The 21131-nt window shown below is 56.0% G+C and carries 18 protein-coding genes and 2 pseudogenes; 14 read left to right on the top strand and 6 right to left on the bottom strand.

Going from position 1 to position 21131, the window contains the following annotated elements:
• Positions 1-70 precede the first annotated feature (70 nt).
• Entirely contained in the window at positions 71-2248 is a 2178-nt protein-coding gene (locus UTO39_RS03390; protein WP_320726465.1) for a type I secretion system permease/ATPase, read from the top strand.
• Positions 2245-3420: an HlyD family type I secretion periplasmic adaptor subunit gene (locus UTO39_RS03385; RefSeq protein ID WP_151413807.1), complete on the top strand. Its 1176-nt coding sequence runs from the start codon at positions 2245-2247 to the stop codon at positions 3418-3420. The genes UTO39_RS03390 and UTO39_RS03385 overlap by 4 nt, the downstream gene beginning before the upstream one ends.
• Positions 3421-3454: 34 nt before the next feature.
• On the opposite strand, the gene UTO39_RS03380 is transcribed toward UTO39_RS03385, so the two are convergent.
• Positions 3455-4339, bottom strand: a complete 885-nt coding sequence (locus tag UTO39_RS03380; RefSeq protein ID WP_151413878.1) for a MarR family transcriptional regulator — start codon at positions 4337-4339, stop codon at positions 3455-3457.
• Between the two features lie 281 nt (positions 4340-4620).
• Here UTO39_RS03380 and UTO39_RS03375 point away from each other — a divergent pair, with 281 nt between their 5' ends.
• Positions 4621-6084, top strand: a complete 1464-nt coding sequence (locus tag UTO39_RS03375) for an EAL domain-containing protein (RefSeq protein ID WP_320726464.1) — start codon at positions 4621-4623, stop codon at positions 6082-6084.
• 25 nt (positions 6085-6109) lie between these two features.
• Here the strand turns inward: UTO39_RS03375 and UTO39_RS03370 are convergent, their stop codons facing one another.
• From UTO39_RS03370 to UTO39_RS03360, 3 genes are all read right to left on the bottom strand, one after another.
• A complete protein-coding gene (locus UTO39_RS03370; RefSeq protein ID WP_028013089.1) occupies positions 6110-6382 on the bottom strand; it encodes a YqjD family protein in 273 nt (90 codons plus the stop codon).
• A gap of 119 nt (positions 6383-6501) precedes the next feature.
• Positions 6502-7170 (bottom strand): epoxyqueuosine reductase QueH, encoded by a 669-nt coding sequence (locus tag UTO39_RS03365; protein ID WP_320726463.1) that lies wholly within the window; start codon positions 7168-7170, stop codon positions 6502-6504.
• Positions 7171-7342: 172 nt separating this feature from the next.
• Positions 7343-7819 carry a GNAT family N-acetyltransferase gene (locus UTO39_RS03360; RefSeq protein ID WP_045260478.1) on the bottom strand — a complete coding sequence of 159 codons (477 nt, stop codon included), beginning with the start codon at positions 7817-7819 and terminating at the stop codon, positions 7343-7345.
• Between the two features lie 89 nt (positions 7820-7908).
• On the opposite strand from UTO39_RS03360, the gene UTO39_RS03355 reads away from it, so the two are divergent.
• Positions 7909-8880: a LysR family transcriptional regulator gene (locus UTO39_RS03355; protein WP_253541936.1), complete on the top strand. Its 972-nt coding sequence runs from the start codon at positions 7909-7911 to the stop codon at positions 8878-8880.
• On the opposite strand, the gene UTO39_RS03350 is transcribed toward UTO39_RS03355, so the two are convergent.
• Positions 8793-9698, bottom strand: coding sequence for a LysR family transcriptional regulator (locus UTO39_RS03350; RefSeq protein WP_320726462.1), 906 nt, complete (start codon positions 9696-9698; stop codon positions 8793-8795). The two genes, UTO39_RS03355 and UTO39_RS03350, sit on opposite strands and share 88 nt — an antisense overlap.
• A gap of 169 nt (positions 9699-9867) precedes the next feature.
• Between UTO39_RS03350 and UTO39_RS03345 the strand changes: the two genes are divergently transcribed.
• The 10 genes and pseudogenes from UTO39_RS03345 (at position 9868) to UTO39_RS03300 (ending at position 18673) form a co-directional block, all read left to right on the top strand.
• The gene (locus UTO39_RS03345) at positions 9868-11190 is read left to right on the top strand and encodes an amidohydrolase family protein (protein ID WP_320726461.1); all 1323 of its coding nucleotides are present in this window, start codon (positions 9868-9870) and stop codon (positions 11188-11190) included.
• A gap of 66 nt (positions 11191-11256) precedes the next feature.
• On the top strand, positions 11257-12456 hold the full coding sequence (locus UTO39_RS03340; protein WP_320726460.1) for an arabinose transporter: 1200 nt from the start codon (positions 11257-11259) through the stop codon (positions 12454-12456).
• Between the two features lie 55 nt (positions 12457-12511).
• Positions 12512-13282 (top strand): SDR family oxidoreductase, encoded by a 771-nt coding sequence (locus UTO39_RS03335; RefSeq protein WP_320726459.1) that lies wholly within the window; start codon positions 12512-12514, stop codon positions 13280-13282.
• A 141-nt stretch (positions 13283-13423) separates the two neighbouring features.
• A pseudogene (locus UTO39_RS03330) lies at positions 13424-13901 on the top strand (Hcp family type VI secretion system effector).
• Complete coding sequence (locus UTO39_RS03325) at positions 13898-14374, top strand: DUF2778 domain-containing protein (protein ID WP_151413799.1); 477 nt, start codon at positions 13898-13900, stop codon at positions 14372-14374. Before UTO39_RS03330 ends, UTO39_RS03325 begins: the two are co-directional and overlap by 4 nt.
• Position 14375: 1 nt before the next feature.
• The gene (locus UTO39_RS03320) at positions 14376-14615 is read left to right on the top strand and encodes a hypothetical protein (protein WP_320726458.1); all 240 of its coding nucleotides are present in this window, start codon (positions 14376-14378) and stop codon (positions 14613-14615) included.
• Between the two features lie 172 nt (positions 14616-14787).
• Positions 14788-15165: pseudogene (locus UTO39_RS03315) on the top strand (hypothetical protein); the annotation flags it as partial.
• 230 nt (positions 15166-15395) lie between these two features.
• Complete coding sequence (locus UTO39_RS03310; protein WP_028013093.1) at positions 15396-15671, top strand: metal/formaldehyde-sensitive transcriptional repressor; 276 nt, start codon at positions 15396-15398, stop codon at positions 15669-15671.
• Between the two features lie 31 nt (positions 15672-15702).
• Positions 15703-16821 (top strand): S-(hydroxymethyl)glutathione dehydrogenase/class III alcohol dehydrogenase, encoded by a 1119-nt coding sequence (locus UTO39_RS03305; protein ID WP_320726457.1) that lies wholly within the window; start codon positions 15703-15705, stop codon positions 16819-16821.
• A gap of 160 nt (positions 16822-16981) precedes the next feature.
• Positions 16982-18673 (top strand): methyl-accepting chemotaxis protein, encoded by a 1692-nt coding sequence (locus UTO39_RS03300; protein ID WP_320726456.1) that lies wholly within the window; start codon positions 16982-16984, stop codon positions 18671-18673.
• Between the two features lie 47 nt (positions 18674-18720).
• Here UTO39_RS03300 and UTO39_RS03295 read toward each other — a convergent pair whose 3' ends face one another.
• A complete protein-coding gene (locus UTO39_RS03295) occupies positions 18721-21102 on the bottom strand; it encodes a glucose/quinate/shikimate family membrane-bound PQQ-dependent dehydrogenase (RefSeq protein WP_320726455.1) in 2382 nt (793 codons plus the stop codon).
• Positions 21103-21131 lie beyond the last annotated feature (29 nt).

Below are 21131 nucleotides of genomic sequence, written 5' to 3'. Positions count from 1 at the left end.
CAACGCCGCGGGGAGCAATCCTCGCGGCCTTTTGGCGTTTCTTTACACGAATGGCGTTAACCCGGAGATTATGAAGACACATCCACAGTACGAACCCTGGCTGCAGGGCATGCTCATCATCGCGAAGCACTACCGGCTGGACTTTTCGGTGGAGCACGTTCGGGTCACGATTAACCATGAAAGCCAGTCTCCGCGCCAGCTGGTGCTGGAGGAGATGGCGCGCCAGCTTGGGCTGGGGATGCGCGTGGCGGCTGATGCAACGTCTCTCGACCCGTGGCGCCTGCCGCTGCTGGCGGAATTCACCGGCGGACAAATCGCGGTCATTAACCGCATGGACAACGAAGGCAACGTCAGCCTGCAGTTCAGCGGCGACGGCGGGCTGGAGACGACGCTGACGCGGGACGCGCTCGGCTCACGGTTGAAAACGCTGCTGGTGCTGCGCCCGCTAGAGTCTACGCCGGATGCCCGCGTGGACGACTACATCAAACCCTATGAGAAAAACTGGTTCTGGCAGCTGGCGCTGAAGGACTGGCGCCGCTACAGCGATATTATGCTGGTGGCGCTGGTCGCTAACGTGCTGGCGCTCTCCGGAATGGTCTTCTCCATGCAGGTGTACGACAGGGTGGTGCCGTCGCAGTCGGAGGCCACGCTGTGGGTGCTGTTTGGCGGCGTCATGCTCGCCATCGTGTTTGAATTCATCATGCGCATGCTGCGCGTGCATATTTCGGACGTGGTGGGGAAACGCGCCGACCTGCGCATCTCTGAACGCGTCTTTGCCCACGCGCTGCGGATTAAAAACGGGGCGCGCTCCAAATCAACCGGCTCGTTTATCGCCCAGATCCGCGAGCTGGAATCGGTGCGCGAACTCATCACCTCGACCACCATTGCGGCGATCTCCGATCTGCCGTTCTTCCTGCTGTTCGTCTTTATTCTGTGGATGATTGGCGGCCCGCTGGTGCTGGTGGTCCTGCTCGCCGTGCCGCTGCTGCTCATTCCGGGCCTGCTGGTGCAGCGCCCGCTGGGGAAACTCTCCAGCGAAGGGATGCGCGAATCCGCCATTCGTAACGCGACGCTGGTGGAGGCGGTGCAGGGCATTGAAGACATCAAGCTGATGCGCGCCGAACAGCGCTTCCAGAACCAGTGGAATAACACCAACGACGTGGCCGCCAGCGTCGGCATGAAGCAGCGCTGGCTGACGGGGCTTCTGTTGACCTGGACGCAGGAGGTGCAGTCCATCGTCTATGCGGTGGTGCTGCTGGTGGGCTGTTACCTGGTCATCAGCGGCGACATGACGACCGGCGCGCTGGTGGGAACGTCGATTCTGGCGTCGCGCACTATCGCGCCGCTGTCGCAGATCTCTGGCGTGCTCTCGCGCTGGCAGTCGGCAAAGGTGGCCCGCAAGGGGCTGGACGACCTGATGCAGCGCCCGATTGACGATCCGCAGCACGGCAAGAAAGTGCATAAAGCGCACCTGCGCGGCGACTACGCGCTTGAAGACGTCGGGTTCTATTACGACGAGGAAGAGAAACTCACCGTGCTCAACATCAGCAGGCTTAAGATCCGCGCCGGGGAGCGCGTGGCGGTGCTGGGGCGTAACGGCTCCGGTAAAAGCACGCTGCTGCAGCTTCTGGCGGGCATGCAGGAGCCGCAGCAGGGGAGCATTCTGCTGGACGATATTGCCCTCAATCATCTGGACCCGGCCGATCTGCGTCGCGACATGCAGCTGCTCAGCCAGCAGGCGCGGCTGTTCTTTGGCTCCGTGCGGGACAATATCCTGATGGGGAACCCGCTCGCCACCGACGATGAAATTCATCAGGCGCTGGTCAACAGCGGCGCGCTGGAGTTCGTGCACAAGCAGAAAATGGGAATGAACACCATCATCAACGAGGGCGGAACGGGCCTCTCCGGCGGACAGCGTCAGGCGCTGCTGCTGGCGCGCGCGCTGATCACTGCCCCGAATATCCTGCTGCTGGATGAGCCTACCGCCTGGCTGGACGAGATGAGCGAGAAGCAGTTTATTCAGCATCTTCACAAATGGCTGGGCAAGCGCCGGACGCTGGTGGTGGCAACCCATCGCCTGCCGATTCTGGATTTGGTCGACCGCATCATTGTGCTGGAAAACGGCAAGGTGGTGATGGACGGCCCGCGCGACGCGATCCTGCATCAGCACGGGCTGGCGCCGCAAAAGGCGGCACAGCGCACCGTGACCATGAAGCCGGCGGCGGTTGCAGAGGAGGGCGCGGCATGAATGATTTCTCCCGTTATAACAGCCGTCTGAAAGAGCCACGCCTGCCGCGCTCCTCGCTGGTGGCATGGTCGCTGTTCGCCCTGCTGGCGGCGTTTATCGCCTGGGCGAGCCTGTTCCAGCTGGATGAAGTCACCACCGGCAGCGGCAAGGTGATACCGTCTTCCCATGAGCAGGTGATTCAGTCCCTGGAAGGGGGGATTATTCACAGCCTGATGGTGCGCGAGGGCGATATCGTTGAGCGCGGCCAGCAGCTGGCGCAGCTTGACCGGACGAAAACCGAGTCCAGCGTGCTGGAGAGCGAGTCTCGTCTGAACGCGGCGCTGGCAACGGCTGCGCGTCTGAAGGCCGAAGTCAACGACACGGAGCTCGCGTTTCCCGAGGAGCTGGACGATGACGTTGAGCTGGTCAAACAGGAAACGGCGCTCTATCAGTCCCGTCGCGAGAGTCTCGAAAAAGGGCTGGCCGGCTTACGTCAGGGTGCCGAACTGGTGCAGCGCGAGCTGTCTTTGACCCGTCCGCTGGTGACCCAGGGAGCGGCCAGCAAGGTTGAGGTGTTACGTCTTGAGCGTCAAAAAAATGAGCTTGAGAATAAAATCACCGAGATGAAAAACCAGTATTACGTGCGCGCCCGCGAAGAGCTGGCGAAAGCCAACGCGGAGATTGAAGCCCAGCGTTCGGTGATGAAAGGGCGTGAGGACTCCCTGACCCGGCTGACCTTCAACGCGCCGGTGCGTGGGATCGTCAAGGATATTGACGTGACGACCGTGGGCGGCGTTATTCCCCCGAACGGCAAGCTGATGAGCCTGGTCCCGCTGGACGACCAGATGGTGGTTGAGGCGAAAATCTCGCCGCGCGATGTCGCGTTTATCCACCCCGGCCAGAAAGCGCTGGTGAAAATTACGGCCTATGACTACTCCATCTATGGAGGACTGGAGGGCGAGGTGACCATGATTTCACCGGACACCCTGCAGGACGAGGTGAAAAGAGATGTCTACTACTACCGCGTCTATATCCGTACCGACAGTAACCACCTGACCAATAAGCAGGGCAAAGACTTTCCGGTCTTTCCGGGCATGATTGCGACGGTAGATATTAAAACCGGCAGCAAAACCATCCTGGATTATCTGTTGAAACCGCTGAACAAGGCAAAAGAGGCGCTGCGCGAAAGATAAAGATTGGCGTTCGGGATACCGAACGCCATTTGTATTATACCGTTGACGTTACGCTGTTTGGGTGGCGTCGCTCCTTCGGCACCACGTTAATGTAATGAGTAACATAGGCAAAATACAATCCGGCATAGTTTTCGACCAGTTCGAAAAACGCCGGATACACCGACAGGCGACCGTCACCGCGATCTTTAAGATAACCTGCCTCATGCGCCGATTTGATAATCCGGTTGACGTGGATCCGGGAGACAAAGAATTCTTTCGCGAGCGTGCTGGCGGAGTAGTGAATAACCGCGCCGTGGGCTGATTTGTTTTTTATGGCCTGCTGGTAAAGATATAGCATAATCATGCGGCCTCCATCCTTATCAATAAATAATCCCACTTCCGGTAAAACTTTTCTGAACGTTAATCCCCGAAAAAGATATTCTGCCGCGCGGCGGAAGAAATTATTTCTCAACGTGTCATTATCCAGCAGGTTTACATCAATATTAAACGTCGGGTAAAGAATGCTGACGGGCAAAAATGCACCGGACATATAGCGTTTGAGTTCATTCAATCCTTTTTCGGTTGGGGCAATTCTCGTTTTTCGCCGGTCTTCCGTACAGCGCCAGGTCCTGATGCGCCCCGTGGTTCTGAGTATTGTAATGATCGCAATAACGCTGTTGGGGCTGGCTATTTTATAGCGGGAACATAACTCTTTTATCTCTGAGACGGATTCGGCCTGATTGCCAAATATAAAACAACACATGGAGAGGATAATGTTAAACCGTGATTCCTGAAGCATTGTCTTGTAGAACAAGGGTTGTTTTTTGTAGATGGCGTCATTGATTGTGTAGTGTTCTAATATTGCCTCACTAAAACGCGGGTTGCTTTTTATAACATCCCTTCGATGTAGCAAGGCCCTGGATGAGATGTGATTATCCATAGCATTTTTCTCGTATTTGATGAGCCGATAGATGAAGTATCCAGCCTTCTTTTTCGGAATTTTCATTATACCTGAGAAAAAGTGGCTTGAGGTCGGTATTTTAAAAGAAATATATAGTTATATTGATGCGCTTAAAAAGCGTGATTAACGCAAAGATGTTACGGGGTATGGCGTTGATAACAGTATCTTAACCTGATGGTGTATTGTAAAATTATTATACACACCGCTGTTGGTTTAAATATTCATAATAATAATGGCGCTTTCGTGCCCAGGAGCAGGTTATGACCGATAAAATTTCTCTCAGGAATGTTGCGCGCAACGAGCAAAGGTTTGTCATTTCAGCCTGCGGCTTTACGTTTCAGGGATATCACCTGCTGCTCAAAAAGTACGGAATAGAGACTGCGCATATTCACTTCGATGGAGATGAGTTATCCGATCCTGACAAGGAAAATATCCTTATTCATCAAAATGCTCACATCGTAGTGTTCCTGGGAAAAGGTACGATAGATCTGCTGGAGAGCCTGACGCGACTGGCATCCGTGCTCAATGCACTTCCTGTTATTCGTCGTGTTACCCTGTACGGTGATATACCCGACAGCTGGCTATATCGAACCCTGGGAAGCCTTCTAAATAATAGCCATCAGTTATCATTGATTCGCATAGCCAGCGTTTCTGATGTAATAACCTGTTTCCATACCCACAATAATGGCTTTAAAGATCGCTCGCGCTTATTACGCGATTACTATCTCGATTGCACTTCGCGAGAAAATCTTAAATGGTTAACAAGAAGAGAGGTGGATGTTTTATTAAATTTCTATCGCGGCATGTCTATAAAAGACCTGTGCGACAAGCTGAGGCTCTCTAATAAAACGGTTTACACCCATCGTAAAGAAGGTTTGCAGAAATTACATTATATCAAGCGATGGTTGAATGAACCACACAATGTAAAAGTGGAAAGGCGGATTAAAAGCCAAAATCAGAAAGTGGACTTCACCGATAAAGAGGCGGAGGTTTTTAATGCGCTGGTGAAAAGGGAGATATTCCCCGCCTATCAGATCATTACGGATCGTGACAAGAAAGGAGTGGGGTTTGAGATACTCATCCGCTGGAATAAGAACGGTAAAATAGTCAAGCCAGCCCGTTTCCTGAATGATATCGCTAATTATGAAGTATGGCTGAAAATTACGGCTATGGTGATCCACGCCGCCGTGTCCGGGATTAATAAATATAACGGTAAATTCTATTTTTCCGTGAATATTCCGCCTCGTCTGGCGTCCGGGAACGCGCTGCCAGAGATGGCAAGGAAAGCGATCGGCATGCTGCTCAATCCCCAGTGGGCGGAAAAGCTGGTCTTTGAATTCGCGGAAGATATTGATGTGACGAAAGATAAAAGCATCCCTGAAACCATGCGGCACCTGCGCAATACGGGGTGCAGACTGTTTCTTGACGACTGCTTCTCAAGCCATCACGCCATGTTCCCCGTCAGGCAGGTGCATTTTGATGGGCTGAAACTGGATCGGGACATCGTCGATCATTTTGTGGCGAACGACAACGATTATAATCTGATTAAAGCGATACAGATTTACAGCGACATGACCGGAACGGCTTGCATTGCAGAGGGCGTTGACAGTGAAGAGAAATTTGAAAAATTAGTCGAGCTGGGGGTGAAAAACTTTCAGGGATATTATCTTTCGCGCGCCGTGAAAGAGGAGGAATTAGACCGCATGGTGAGATTGTTCAGCTAAAAAATAAAGCCCCGAAGGGCCTTGCTTATTTACGTCCCAGTAACAGACCAAGCACAATACCGACGGCGCCCGCGGCGATAAGACCGGTAAGTGGGTTATTTCTGACCGCTTCTGTCACGTCAGAGACGGCATCGCTGGCCTGTGCGGCATATTTTTTTGCAGCGCCTTTTACCTGATGCTTCGGTGAATCAACAAATTCACCGAACTGCTGCTGGGCTGAACCTGAAAGTTCATCAAATTTATTTTTTGCTTTGTCTTCAGCAAACTGGGTGTTTTTATCAGTACCGAAATCAGACATTTTTGCCTCCTTTTGTTGATAGTTAAAGGATAGCCTCTCTTTGAAAAGATGAGAGGCGTAACGCTAAATTTCGGAAGGAATTGGCCTATTTTCGGATATATCTACACCAGAAGAGGGCGTTATTTTTCGCTCTCATCCTGGCCATAATACAGTTTGCCAATGCAGATAAGCGGGCGGCCCTGAGACTTGCGGTGCAGGTTGCTGTCCCGCAGGGAGTACACGCAGCCGCAATATTCCTGCTGGTAAAACTGTTCCCGCTTGCTGATCTCAATCATGCGCGATGAGCCGCCCTGTTTGCGCCAGTTATAGTCCCAGTAGACCATCCCCGGATAGCGCGCTGCCGCACGCTGGCCGCAGTCATTGATCTGCTGCATATTCTTCCAGCGCGAGATCCCCAGCGAGCTGCTAATAACGCTAAAACCATTTTCCGCCGCGTACAGCGCCGTGCGCTCGAAGCGCATATCGAAGCACATAGTGCAGCGGACGCCGCGCTCGGGCTCCCACTCCATGCCTTTTGCGCGTTCGAACCAGTTATCGGTGTCGTAATCGGCATCAACAAACGGTACGCCGTTTTTTTCTGCAAAACGAATGTTTTCTTCCTTGCGGATGAGGTATTCCTTTTGCGGATGGATGTTGGGGTTATAGAAGAAAATGGTGTAATCAATGCCCGAGGCCTGAATAGCTTCCATTACTTCACCGGAGCAGGGGGCGCAGCAGGAGTGCAGCAGAAGCTTATCGGCGCCGTTTGGCAGGCTGAGTTGCGGGCGGATGAAGGGAGTTGTACTCATGTTGTTCTACAATATGTTAATGAAATTTATGGAATTGTAGCACAAGATATTAATCTCTTCTGACAGTACCGATGGGCTGAGGGATCCCCATAAATAAACGCAAGCAGCGAGCAATCCCCTCGCCCCTTTGGGGGTGGGTTAGGGTGAGGGGAACATACGGCTCAGATGGTCATTATTCGGCAAATTTAAGCAGCGCTTCGCCGTCAAGACGGTAGCGCACCCATTCGGACTGCGGCAGCGCACCAATGCTCAGATAAAAATCGATGGCGGGCTGGTTCCAGTCCAGCACGCTCCATTCAAGGCGGCCACACTGCCGTTTTACCGCGAGTTGAGCGATATGCTTCAGCAGCGCTCTGCCCGCGCCCTTACCGCGATAGTCCGGAGAAATATACAGGTCTTCCATATAAATCCCGTTGCGCCCAAGCCAGGTCGAATAGCTGGTGAAGAACACGGCATAGCCGGCGATCCTGCCGTCAAACTCAGCGATCAAGGCCTCGGTTTTACTGCCCGCACCAAAGAGGGTTTCCCGGATCTCGTCTGGCGTGGTTACGACCTCTTCGGGCGCTTTCTCATACACCGCCAGCTCATAGATCATGGCGTAAATGGCCGCGGCATCTTCGGGACGGGCCTGACGAAGGGTTATGCTCATTGTTTTTCCTGTTTTTTGCACGGTTCGCGATTGATGGCGTTAAGCATACGGAGTATTGTCCGAAGAATTAAGTGCAATGAAATCAACAAATGATGAATATTATGCATCCGGCTCTGAGACGTCTTGATTTAAACCTGCTGCCCGTTTTTGACGCCATTTACCGCCACCGTTCCGTTCGCCTCGCAGCCGACGAGCTGGCGATGAGCACCTCGGCGCTGAGCCATGCGCTGTCGCGTCTGCGCACGACCCTTAACGATCCGCTCTTTTTCCGGGAAGGGCATCGTATGTCCCCCAGCGTGTATGCCGCTCAGCTTGCGCCTTCTATTGCTTCCGCATTGTCATTCCTTAATCAGGAGCTGACCCCGCAGCCGGAGTTTGACGCCGCCAGCAGTACCGAAAGCTTACAAATTGGGATTACGGATTTTACCGCGCTGTGCATTTTTCCCACCCTGATGCACAAGCTGCAGGCTGCTGCCCCGGGCTTGCGTTTTGAATTGCGCTATCTGCCGCACAGCCCGGCGCTGACGGAACTCCTGGCCGGTGAGGTGGATCTTGCGCTCGGTTTCAGCACCCCGGAGGAGAGTCGCCATCCGGAGCTGGAGGAGATCGGCTGGTTTGAAGATGAGTATGTGGTCATCAGCAACGCGCGCCGGACCCGGCTGACGCTGGAGGATTACCTCGCTGCCCGACACCTGGTGGTGACGCCGTGGAATGAGAAGCAGGGCGTTCTGGACGTGCGGCTTGAGCAGCTGGGCTATACGCGGCACATTGCAATCAAAACGCCGTCGATGCTGAGCGCACCGTTTATCGTAGCGGAAAGCGACCTGCTGATGGCCATTCCTCGTTACGCCGCCGAGAAGCTGGTTGCGGCAGCGGAACTCAGGATTTTTGCCTTACCGTTCTCTATTCCCAGGTTTGAGGTGAAAATTTACTCTCATAAGCGCAGCGGCCAGCGGGGGGCGACCCGCTGGCTTCAGGAGGAGCTGCAAATGCTGGCGCAAAATTCCATAAAGGCTTCGACTGCGGCGGGAGGAAGCCGACGTGAAGGGCGGGTGATATAGAGTGGATAGGTTTCGTCCGGCCAATCCGGGAACAGTTCGACCAGCATTCCGTCAGCGATCTGCTGCGCAACGCTGAGCGAAAGCACCTGGGCAATGCCAACGCCACTTACGCAGGACTGAACCATCAGATCGACGTCGGTTGTGGTGAGGTGGCCACGGGTTTCAACCGTCAGTACTTCCCGACCACGGCGGAATTCCCATTCAAACGGCCTACCGCGGCGAGGATCGATGAACTGGATGCACTCGTGTCTGTTCAACGCTTCAGGATGCTCCGGTCGCCCGTACCGTTCCAGATAGGCCGGTGATGCGACCGTCAGCACGCGCGTCTTTAACAACAATTTTGACGTAATCGTTGAGGGGAGCTGCGGCCCGAAACGCACCGCAACATCAATTCCCTCCGTCACTAAATCCCCGACGTCCGGTTGCTGGACCACCGTCAGCTCCAGTTCCGGATGACGTTCGCGTAACAGCGGCAGGTTAGGCGCCAAAATATGTCGGGCAAATATTGGATTAACGCTGACCCTTAATGCACCCCGAACCGCCACGGCGGCACCGGCAACGTAGCTTGCTGCAACTTCGATACCTTCCAGATGTGGAGCGGCGCGCTCATACAAAGCCCGTCCTTCATTCGTCAGGTTCATGGTACGCGTCGTCCGATTCAGTAAGCGCACGCCGAGCCTCTCTTCAAGCCTGTCTATCGATCTGCTGACGCCAGACGCTGACAGCCCCAGCACTTCGCCAGCGCGGCTGAAGCTACCCGACTCTACTACCGCAGCCAGTACGCTTAATCCTGACAGTAACCGTCCGTCAAAACTCATCTTCGCTCACCTTTGACTTTATGCAAATATAATTTGAATAAACCTACCTTTATCAAAGATGGCGCGCAACCTATTGTGTCAGCCCGTTCGCTGCGAAGAGCAATTTTGACGATCGTCGCCCTGGCGAACCGCGCAACGAACGGCACCACTTAACCCTGAGGAACACGAAATGACAACGACGCGCACGCTTTTTAAAGGCGGCATTATCCTGACCCTGGATGCTGACGTACCTAATCTCTCCGTGGGCGATGTGCTTGTGCAGGACGACCGGATAGCGGCTGTAGGTCCGGATCTGCACGCGGATGACGCCCATGTGATTGACGCCACCGATCATATTGTTATGCCCGGCCTGATTGATGCCCATCACCACATGTGGCTCGGGGTTATGCGCCGCATGATGCCGGACGTCGATGACCTTTTTGCTTACATTGATGTCGTCGCAGAGAAGCTGGGCAAACATTATCGTCCACTGGACATGTACCTGAGCACAAAGCTCACGGCACTTGCCTCGCTGGACGCAGGCATCACGACCATTATTGATGCCTGCCACAACTCGCGCAGCCCGGAGCATACCGATGCCGCACTTGATGCCCTGAGCGAAAGCGGCATTCGTGCATTGCACATGGTTGGTGCGGCAATGGACAAGGGTGCTCCATCCGCGCATTTGCCGAACGATCTGGCACGGCTGTCACAACGCTGGAATTCCACTGACAGCCTTGTTCAGGTGGGCCTGTTTGGTCAGCTCAATCTTGACTGGTGGGAGGTCGCCCGCGAGCTCGACATGCGCATTCTGACTGAATTCATCGGCGATCTGGCTAATCTCGGCCATGAGTTTGCCAGACCGGGCGTGCTGGGCACGGATAACATTTTCAATCACTGCTCAAGGGTGCCTCAGAATACGTGGAAGCTTCTGGCGGATGCCGGGGTCAACGTCACGGTCAATCCGCGTTCGGATGCGTTATTTGGCTTCGACGATGAAACCTTTGCTTACCAGCAGGCCGTTGATAACGGCTTAACTCCGGCGCTGGGCATCGACCTGGACACGGCGTTTGGCAGCGATATGTTCGGAGAAATGCACGCGCTGTTCGGTCAGCAGCGTTCGGCTATGCGCTACCGTCGCTTCCGTGGCGAGGAGAACGTGCCATCTCCCATTACGGCAGAGGCGGTACTTAAGGCGGCAACCGTGAATGGCGCGCGTGCGGCCGGGCTTGAGGACCAGATTGGGACCCTTACGCCAGGAAAGCAGGCCGACATTATCATGATTCGTACTAACGGCGTCGCCGTTTTCCCGGTGACCAACGCCATCGGCACTGTCGTGCAGGCGATCGAACGGTCTGATGTGGATACCGTGATGGTGGCAGGCCAACTGCGCAAGCGTGCAGGCAAGTTAACGGGCATCGATCTGGCGGCGCTGAGCGCGGATATTATCCACTCTCGCGATTACCTGCTCAAAGCCAGCGGCTATCACACCGATCTCTTTACAGCATCTTGATAACAGAGCGGCCCGATACGCCGGGCCGTTCAACTCTCTTACGCCTGTATCATCAAGGAGAATTTGATGGAAGCCCACGTAATAAAGCGGCTAGCGGAGGATAACGCTCCGTCCGCACTTCTTCCCCGCCCGGCAACGGGCGTTATTGCCGCGCTATTTTTTGGCTATCTGGCCGTCGGACTGCCGTTGCCGGTGATTCCCTTGTTCATCCACGGGCATCTCGGCTTTAGCAACGTCGTGGTGGGACTGGTCATCGGCATCCAGTTCCTGGCTACGGTGCTTACCCGCGGCTACGCCGGGCGGGTTACCGACCAGCAGGGCGGCAAACGTTCCGCTCTACAGGGCGCGATCCTTTCGGCGCTGGCCGGAGGGCTATATCTGGTGGCTTCGGCAACGGACCTGTCGCCCACCGCCACACTTTGCATTGTTATCGCAGGGCGTCTGATGGCCGGGTTTGGCGAAAGCCAGTTCGTAACGGGATGCGTGTCATGGGCAATTGCCTCCGTCGGCCCTCAGCGCGCCGGTATGTCAATGTCGTGGACCGGCATCGCCATGTTTGCGGCACTGTCGATTGGTGCTCCGGCTGGAATGACGTTATATCAGCATTACAGCCTCGCGACGGCGATGATTGCCTGTATTGCTTCACCGCTACTGGCCGCTCTGATTGCATTAGGTACTGCATCCTATAGATCGCCGGGAGGTCCGCGGCTGCCGTTCCATCGCGTAGTAGGGCGCATCTGGCGCGAAGGGCTGGGATTGATGCTGCAGGGTGTCGGACTTTCCGGGCTGACCGCTTTTGCCTCGCTGTACTTTGCAGCGCATCACTGGCAGAACGCCGGCCTGGTGATGACTGCTTTTGGTCTGGGTTTTATTTTTGTTCGCGTCGCTTTCGGACATCTACCGGACCAAATGGGCGGCTATCGCGTTGCGGTTTGGTCCCTGGCGGTTGAGGCTCTCGGCCAGGCAATGCTGTGGCTGGGATCGAACGAATGGATGGCGCTTGCCGGCGCTCTGGTTACCGGCCTGGGCTGTGCGCTGGTTTTCCCCGCGCTGGGCGTCGAAGCCTTAAAACGTGTTCCACAAGCCAACCGCGGCAGTGCGATGGGCGCCTTCGTTGCCTTTCTGGATGTCGCTTATGGCATCGCCGGGCCTGTAGCTGGCCTGATCGCCGGTCAGTTTAGCTATGCAGCCGTATATCTGTCTGGGGCGATCTGTGCGCTGCTGGGTGCGCTGCTTGCGAGCGCGTCGCGCAGACAGCAATTCTGAACATACCTCAAAGCCGTCAGCCGCGGCTGTTGGTTTAATAATGTGGAGAAATTATATGTCACGCATTTTCATCTCCGGTTCGTCCACGGGCCTCGGCCTGATGGCAGCCGAACTGCTGGTTCAACAAGGACATCAGGTTGTGCTCCACGCGCGTAATGTCAGCCGTGCGGAAGACGCTCAACGCGCCTTACCTCAGGCTGAAGCCGTCGTTGTGGGTGACCTGGAGACCATCGCCGGTGCCAGGGAAACGGCATTACGCGTCAACGACCTGGGGCATTTCGATGCCGTCATCCACAATGCAGCCGTTGGCTACAACGAAGCGCATCGCGTGACCCGCGACGGGCTGCCGCATGTTTTCGCGATCAACACGCTCTCGGCTTACATCCTCACCGCGCTGATTGAACGCCCGCAGCGCCTCGTCTACCTGAGTTCAGGTATGCATCATCATGTCAGGGCAAACCTGGACGATATTCTCTGGCGCAAACGCCGCTGGAACGGCGCTGACGCCTATGCAGAGAGCAAATTACATGACGCTATGCTGGCTTTTGCTCTGGCGCGTCGCTGGCGTAACGTACGGAGCAATAGCCTGGAGCCTGGCTGGGTGCCGACAAAAATGGGTGGGCCGCATGCCCCGGACGATATGGACCAGGCGCATCGCACTCAGTCATGGCTTGCCGCCAGCCATGACTCTGCGGCTGATGTGACGGGGAAATATTTCTACCACATGAAGCGCATGGCCGCTAATCAACAGGCTCTCGATGCGGCATTGCAGGATCGCTTCATTGATATTTGTACAGAGATTTCAGGGATAGCGCTGCCGGAGTAATCTTTAATCAGGCAACGGACCAAACTGTGAACCCGCTTCGGCGGGTTTTTTGTGAATTACTTCTTATGGCGGTAAGCACGAATTGAATTAAACCATATAAAGAGCATGGTTATACTCCGCGTTTTTATAAGGAGATAAATCATGGCTATACCAGCATACTTATGGTTGAAAGACGATGGCGGCGCGGACATTATTGGCTCTGTAGATGTACAGGGCCGAGATGGCAGTATTCCACAGCTTCGCTCATGGTCTGCATTTGCCTACAGATAATATGACTGGCAAGATAATCGGCACCCGCATGCATAGCGCGTTGACCTTCGAGAAAGAGTTTGACTCCTCCAGTCCATACCTCTACAAGGCTGTGGCCAAAGGCCAGACACTGAAAAGCGCTGAATTTAAATGGTACAAAATCAACGACGCAGGGCAAGAAGTCGAATACTTCAACATGCTTCTTGAGGGCGTTAAAGTCGTCTCTGTATGTCCGCTGATGCATAACTGCAAAAATGCCAGCACCGAAAAGCACAACCACCTCGAAGCGATTTCCCTGCGCTATGAAAAAATCACATGGAAGTACTGCGATGGCAATATCATGTTCACTGATGCGTGGAATGAACGATGATACACTGCACATTCAGGCTGAACGGTAACGCGCTGTCAAACCTGAGCTGCCCGGGGGTAGGTTTTTTCCCAGCCTATTCCGGTAACGAAGGACATCACCGCAATAACCCGGATTCAGTTGCTGTGAAGAACATAGGGCCGCTTCCGCCAGGTAAATATTACATTGTGGAGAGGCCAAGAAGCATCGGCACACGAGTAAAAGATTTTTTCGCTACCAAGTACACGGGTTCCGATCATTCTATTTGGTTTGCATTGTACCGGGACGATCCCAGTATTGATGACGTAACTTTCTTTGAAGAAGTCGCAAGGGGTAATTTCAGGCTGCATCCCGCAGGTTATGAAGGTATAAGCAACGGCTGCATAACGCTGCCTTCTCCGGCACACTTTCACATTCTCCGGGAGGCGCTGTTGAGAACACCTCAAACCCTCGTGACGGCTTCGTTGTCCGCTTACGGCACTGTACAGGTGTATTAACATGGCTCCAGCAAAACAGGCAGGGATGTGGCTGATTCAGTTCATTTCGTTTCTGGTCATCTTCTCCGTGATTTATATCGTATTCCCTTTTGAATACCTTTTTGAGGTCTACAGCGACAAAGTGGGGTTCATAACGGAAACGGACTGGAGTGACATGGTGTTGTTCAGCATTATGGCCGTGTCAGTGCTGATGAATGCCGTGCTGATATTCCTCGTGGGCTCAGCGAGAAAGAAAGGTTAAAATTGCGCAAACCCGCTTCGGCGGGTTTTTTTATCTTCGAAAACCATCTTTACCAGTGGCGTGACATTGCAGAGTTTGACCGCGCATCTGCCGCCGCTGCAAAGGACGACCGCCAGCGACCAGAATACGGTGGCCTTGGTTTTGTCGATACAGCTGATCCGAACCCTGAATGCCGGCATATATCAATGCGCTGGTGCAGGAAGGTAAACTCCGGCGCTTCCGTAACCTGAATATTTCCTTCTCTGATTCTCTGGTGAAGCGAAACAGCCATAGGACGCGAGACATTATCGCCAGCCCTGAGGCTCAGGTATTGTGGTCATGTCAGTTTGGCGTAAAGCAGGCTGACGAGTGGGAAATTATCAACGCCGCCGGACGCTCGGTTGGGCAGACCGTTTCCCGCGCTGGTGGCGGCCAGATTACCGGTGGTCGTGGTGGTTACCCGGGACCAGAATTTTCCGGCTTTATGCTGGCTGGCGGAATGGGCCTGAGCTTCGATCATGTTGTTATCCCGGCGATGATTAGCGAGGACTATATCGAGCGGTTGTCGGAAAGTGGGACGTTATGAAACTGGAAGGAGCTACGCAAAAGCATGAATTTTGGGGGCAAATTTGGGGGCAAAAAAGGTCTTAGGGGCAATTTGGGGGCAGTAAAAAAGGCTCAATATGTCCGATAGTGTCTTTTCGTCATATCTCCTAAAAGGCTGATAACCATGAAAAACATAATGTTTACAGAAGATTACTAAAAAGGGTACCATACCCCCCTATAGTATCAGGAGGGCATATGCCGCACTCACCCGAAGATAAAAAACGTATTCTGACGCGCGTTCGTCGCATTCGGGGCCAGGTTGATGCCCTTGAACGCGCGCTGGAGTCGGGCGACCCCTGTCTGGCCATCCTGCAGCAAATTGCCGCCGTGCGCGGCGCTGCCAATGGCCTGATGGGCGAAATGGTTGAAATTCATCTCAAAGACGAGCTGGTGACGGGAGACACAACGCCGGATCAGCGAGCCGTACGCATGGCGGAAGTCGGCCATTTGCTGCGCTCTTATCTAAAATAAACCCACACACCTCACAATAAGGGACGTCACTATGAAATCTCGCGCTGCTGTCGCATTTGGCCCCGGCCAGCCGCTGAAAATCGTCGACATCGACGTAGCACCGCCGAAAAAAGGCGAAGTGCTGATCAAAATCACCCATACCGGCGTGTGCCATACCGATGCGTTTACCCTCTCCGGTGACGATCCGGAAGGCGTCTTCCCGGCGGTGCTGGGTCATGAAGGCGGCGGGATTGTGGTGGAAGTGGGCGAGGGCGTGACCAGCCTGAAGCCAGGCGATCACGTTATCCCGCTGTACACCGCGGAATGCGGCGAGTGTAAGTTCTGTAAATCCGGCAAAACTAACCTCTGCCAGGCCGTTCGCGCCACCCAGGGAAAAGGGCTGATGCCGGACGGCACCACCCGTTTCTCCTACAACGGTGAGCCAATCTATCACTACATGGGGACCAGCACCTTCAGCGAATACACCGTTTGCGCGGAGATCTCCCTGGCGAAGGTCAACCCTCAGGCGCCGCTGGATAAAGTCTGCCTGCTGGGCTGCGGCGTAACCACCGGCATTGGCGCGGTGCATAATACGGCAAAAGTCAAAGAGGGCGACACCGTGGCCGTGTTCGGTCTCGGCGGCATTGGTCTGGCGGTGATTCAGGGCGCGGCCCAGGCGAAGGCCGGTCGTATCATCGCGGTCGATACCAACCCGGAAAAATTCAAGCTGGCGGGCGAAATGGGCGCGACCGATTTCGTGAACCCGAAAGATCACGAGAAACCGATTCAGGACGTCATCGTTGAGATGACCGACGGCGGCGTGGACTTCAGCTTCGAGTGTATCGGCAACGTGAACGTGATGCGTTCCGCGCTGGAATGCTGCCACAAGGGCTGGGGTGAGAGCATCATCATCGGCGTGGCCGGGGCAGGCCAGGAGATCAAAACCCGTCCATTCCAGCTGGTGACCGGACGCGTCTGGCGCGGCTCCGCGTTTGGCGGCGTGAAGGGGCGTACCCAGCTTCCCGGCATGGTTGAAGACGCGATGGTCGGTAAAATTCAGCTCGACCCGTTCATTACCCACCGTTTGCCGCTGGAGCAGATCAACGAGGCGTTCGATCTGATGCACGAAGGAAAATCCATCCGCACCGTCATTCATTTCGGCGACAAGTAACTCTTCTGCCAGCGGTTTTTAGCCGCTGGCATTTCTTTAATAATCTTCTCTAAAGTGTGACCAGTGCGGCGTTTTTAGCCGTAATTTAAATCTCAACCGTGCCGATGACTATCTAACTGGCGTGTTTTTACGCATCTTACCTATAAGAGAGTCGACGGTCATGGACAACACTTCTTCGATGCAGGCGCAGCGCAAGCTGAGCTTCCTGCATCACATCAGGCTGGTTCCGCTGTTTTCCTCCATTCTCGGTGGCATTATTCTGCTGTTTGCCTTGAGCTCGGGTCTGGCGGGGTATTTCCTGCTGCAGGCCGATAACGATCAGCAGGATGTCACATCAGAAATTCAGGTGCGTATGGGGCTGTCGAACAGCTCAAACCATCTGCGAACCGCGCGTATCAATATGATCCACGCCGGCGCGGCAAGCCGTATCGCGGAGATGGAGGCCATGAAGCAGAACATCCGCGAGGCGGAAACGCGCATCAAGCAGTCCCAGGATAGCTTTACCGCCTATATGAATCGTTCCGTGCGTAGCCCGGCGGACGAAGCGCTGGATGCGGACCTGAAGGCACGCTACGACGCCTATATCGCGGGCCTCCAGCCGATGGTCAAATTTGCCAAAAACGGCATGTTCGAGGCGATCATCAACCACGAAAATGAAACCGCCCGCCCGCTGGACGACGCTTACAACGCCGTTCTGCTGAAGGCGATTAAGATCCGCACCGACCGCGCCAATGCGCTGACGGCGCAGGCGCACAGCCGCACGCAGCTGGGCCTGATGTTTATGGTTGGCGCGTTTGCGCTGGCGCTGGTGCTGACCGCGATGACCTTCGTCGTGCTGCGCCGCACGGTCATTAATCCGCTCCAGCGTGCCGCCACCCGCATCGAGAATATCGCGAAGGGCGATTTAACGATGCCTGACGACGCGACGAGCCGCAGCGAAATTGGCCGCCTGACGCGCGATCTGCAAACCATGCAGCACTCCCTTGAAACAACGGTCGGCACCGTCCGTCAGGGGGCGGAGGAGATCTACCGTGGAACCAGCGAGATCTCTGCCGGTAACACCGATCTCTCTTCGCGCACCGAGCAGCAGGCCGCGGCCATTGAGCAGACTGCCGCGAGCATGGAGCAGCTGACCGCGACGGTGAAGCAGAACGCCGATAACGCCCATCATGCCAGCAAGCTGGCGGAAGATGCCTCCGGGAAAGCCAGCCGCGGCGGCCAGATGGTCTCCGGCGTGGTGAAAACCATGGGCAATATCTCAAGCAGTTCGAAGAAAATCTCTGAGATCACTGCGGTGATCAACAGCATCGCCTTCCAGACCAATATCCTGGCGCTTAACGCGGCGGTAGAAGCGGCGCGCGCGGGCGAGCAGGGACGCGGGTTCGCCGTGGTGGCCAGCGAAGTCCGAACTCTTGCCAGCCGCAGCGCGAATGCCGCAAAAGAGATCGAAAGCCTGATCAACGAATCGGTCTCGCTGATTGACCAGGGTTCCGGTGAGGTCGTTGCCGCGGGCAATACCATGAATGAGATCGTCGAGGCGGTTAAGCGCGTAACCGACATCATGCTGGAGATTGCTGCCGCGTCTGACGAGCAGAGCCGCGGTATCGTGCAGGTCAGCCAGGCTATTTCGGAGATGGATAAAGTGACCCAGCAGAACGCCTCGCTGGTGGAAGAGGCCTCCGCGGCGGCGGCGTCGCTGGAAGAGCAGGGCGCTCGCCTGACCGAGGCGGTCGGGGCGTTTCGTCTGAGCAATGCAAAGCCGGGCCGCGCGGTGGCGTCAGCGCCAGTGGCGACGAGCGCGCCGTTGCGCCCGGCGGCGACGGTTTCCGGGGATAACTGGGAGACGTTCTGAGTCGCACCGGGCAAAAAAAAGGGACCTTTCGGTCCCTTTTTCATTTGTTACGGCTTATCGGGTAACGCGTACGCGATAACGTAATCGCCGCGATCCGGCGACTGGCGAGCGCCCCCGGCGTTGATGACGATGTACTGCTTGCCGGTTTTCGGCGAGACGTAGGTCATCGGGCCGGACTGGCTGCCGACCGGCAGGCGGTCCTTCCAGATCTCTTTCCCGGTGGCGGTATCAAACGCGCGCAGGTAGAAATCCTGCGTACCGGCGAAGAACAGCAGGCCGGACTGGGTTGAAAGCGACGCGCCCAGCGTCGGCATCCCGATTGGGATCGGCATGTGCATGCGAATGCCCAGCGGGCCGGTATCTTCCACGGTACCAACCGGTACCTGCCACACCAGCTTGCCGGTTTTCAGGTCAACGGCCGACATGGTGCCGAACGGCGGCTTCTGGCACGGAATACCCAGCGGCGACAGGAAGCGTTCGCGCATCGCGCCGAACGGCGTGCCGTCCATCGGGACAATCCCCATCTCAATGCCGCTGGCGTTTTTCGCCACGTTCGCGCGCGGCACCATGTAGTTTGCCAGCCCCAGGCGCATGTCGTTGACGAACATCAGGCTGTTGTTCGGGTCAACGGAAACGCTGCCCCAGTTCATCCCGCCGAGCGAGCCGGGGAACTGCAGGGAACGGTCGAGACCCGGCGGGGTGAAGACGCCCTGATGACGCATCTCTTTAAACTGAATGCGGCACAGCAGCAGGTCGACAGGCGTCGCTCCCCACATGTCGGACTCGGTCAGCGTCTGGTTGCCAATCATCGGCATGCCAACGGAATACGGCTGGGTCGGAGAGTAGCGCTCACCTTCAACGTTACCTGCCGGAACGGGACGTTCCTCCACCTTCGCCACCGGCTTACCGGTTTCGCGGTTGAGCATAAAGATCATGCCCTGCTTGCTGGTCTGCACCAGCACGGGCGTGGTGCCGCCTTTGCCGTCCGGCAGGTCGTACAGCAGCGGCTGGGAAGGCAGGTCGAAGTCCCACAGGTCGTGGTGGGTGGTCTGGAAATGCCAGCGCACCTGTCCGGTGGTCGCGTCAACGGCGACGATGGAGGAGCTGTATTTATCGTCCAGCGGGGTGCGCTCGCCCGCCCAGAAGTCCGGGGTGGCGTTGCCGGTTGGCAGGTAGATCAGGTTCAGCTTAGCGTCGTAAGACATCGCAGACCAGACGTTCGGGGTGCCGCGCGTGTAGGTCTGGCCTTCCGGCGGCAGGCCGGTCAGGTTCGGGTTACCCGGATCCCATGCCCAGGCGAGCTTACCGGTGTGAACGTCGTATGCGCGCACCACGCCCGGCGGTTCGCCGGTGGAGAAGTTATCCGCGACGCGACCGCCGACGACAACGACGTTTCCGGCCACCAGCGGCGTGGAGGTCTGCTGATAATAGCCCGGCTTGATCTCACCCATGCCGATGCTCAGATCCACGGTGCCATGGTCGCCGAAGTCATCGCACACCTTGCCGGTATCCGCGTTGATGGCAATCAGACGGGCGTCGGTGGTTGGCAGGAACAGACGGCGCGGGCAGGCCGCAGGCTGAGCTTCGTTTGGTGACGTTGTCACGATTGAACGATCTTCAAAATAGCCCAGACCGCGACAGCGCTGCCAGTTAGGCGCGGTGGCTTTAGAATCGTAGCGCCATTTTTCCTTCCCGGAATCCACGTCCAGCGCCAGCACTTTACTGTACGGCGTGCAGACATAAAGCGTGTCGCCAATCTGCAATGGCGTGTTCTGATCTTCCGCACCGGAGCCGTTGCTCTGCGGAATATCGCCGGTGTGCGCCACCCAGGCGACTTTCAGATCGCTGACGTTTTGCTTGTTGATCTGGTCCAGCGCGGCGAAGCGGTCGCCGTGGGTGGTGTTGCCCCAGTGCTCCCAGCTTTTCTGCTGTTCGCCGGGGGCGACGGGCTTCACCGGAACGGGCTCGTTCGCCGCCACGAGGGTTTGCGGCTTAAACATCCAGCCGAGGCTGACCAGCATCGCCACCGCGAGCACCGCCGCAACGCCAAAAGCCGGGGCTTTATTCGCTGCGCCGCGGTTGGCCGCGCGCAGGAAAGGCCAGACGATGGCGCAGAGGAAGGCCAGTACGGCAAAGGTGAACAGGCGCGAGAAGAGCGGCCAGAAATCCCAGCCCGCATCGCTTACCGCCCAGAACAGCGAGGCAATAAACGCGATGCCGTAAAGCACGATCCCGCTGCTGCGATTGAGGAAAATCAGGAGCGCGGCAATGACCATCACCACGCCCATTATCAGGAAGTAAAAACTTCCGCCTACGGTGGCGAGCTTAAAGCCCAACCCGCCGACCGCCAGACCGATGAGCAACATCAGTCCGGCAAGGAGCCACTGCAGAATACGAGGTACCCCGCGCGGCGCGCTGCCAAATGCCATTTCTGTCTCCTTTAAATCCCCCGTCGTGC

It is taken from the genome of Enterobacter sp. 118C5, from assembly GCF_034107645.1.
In the GTDB taxonomy this organism is placed as follows: Bacteria; Pseudomonadota; Gammaproteobacteria; order Enterobacterales; family Enterobacteriaceae; genus Enterobacter; species Enterobacter nematophilus.
Note: the sequence above shows the minus strand (reverse complement) of the source record. Positions and strands in the feature narration are given on the sequence as shown.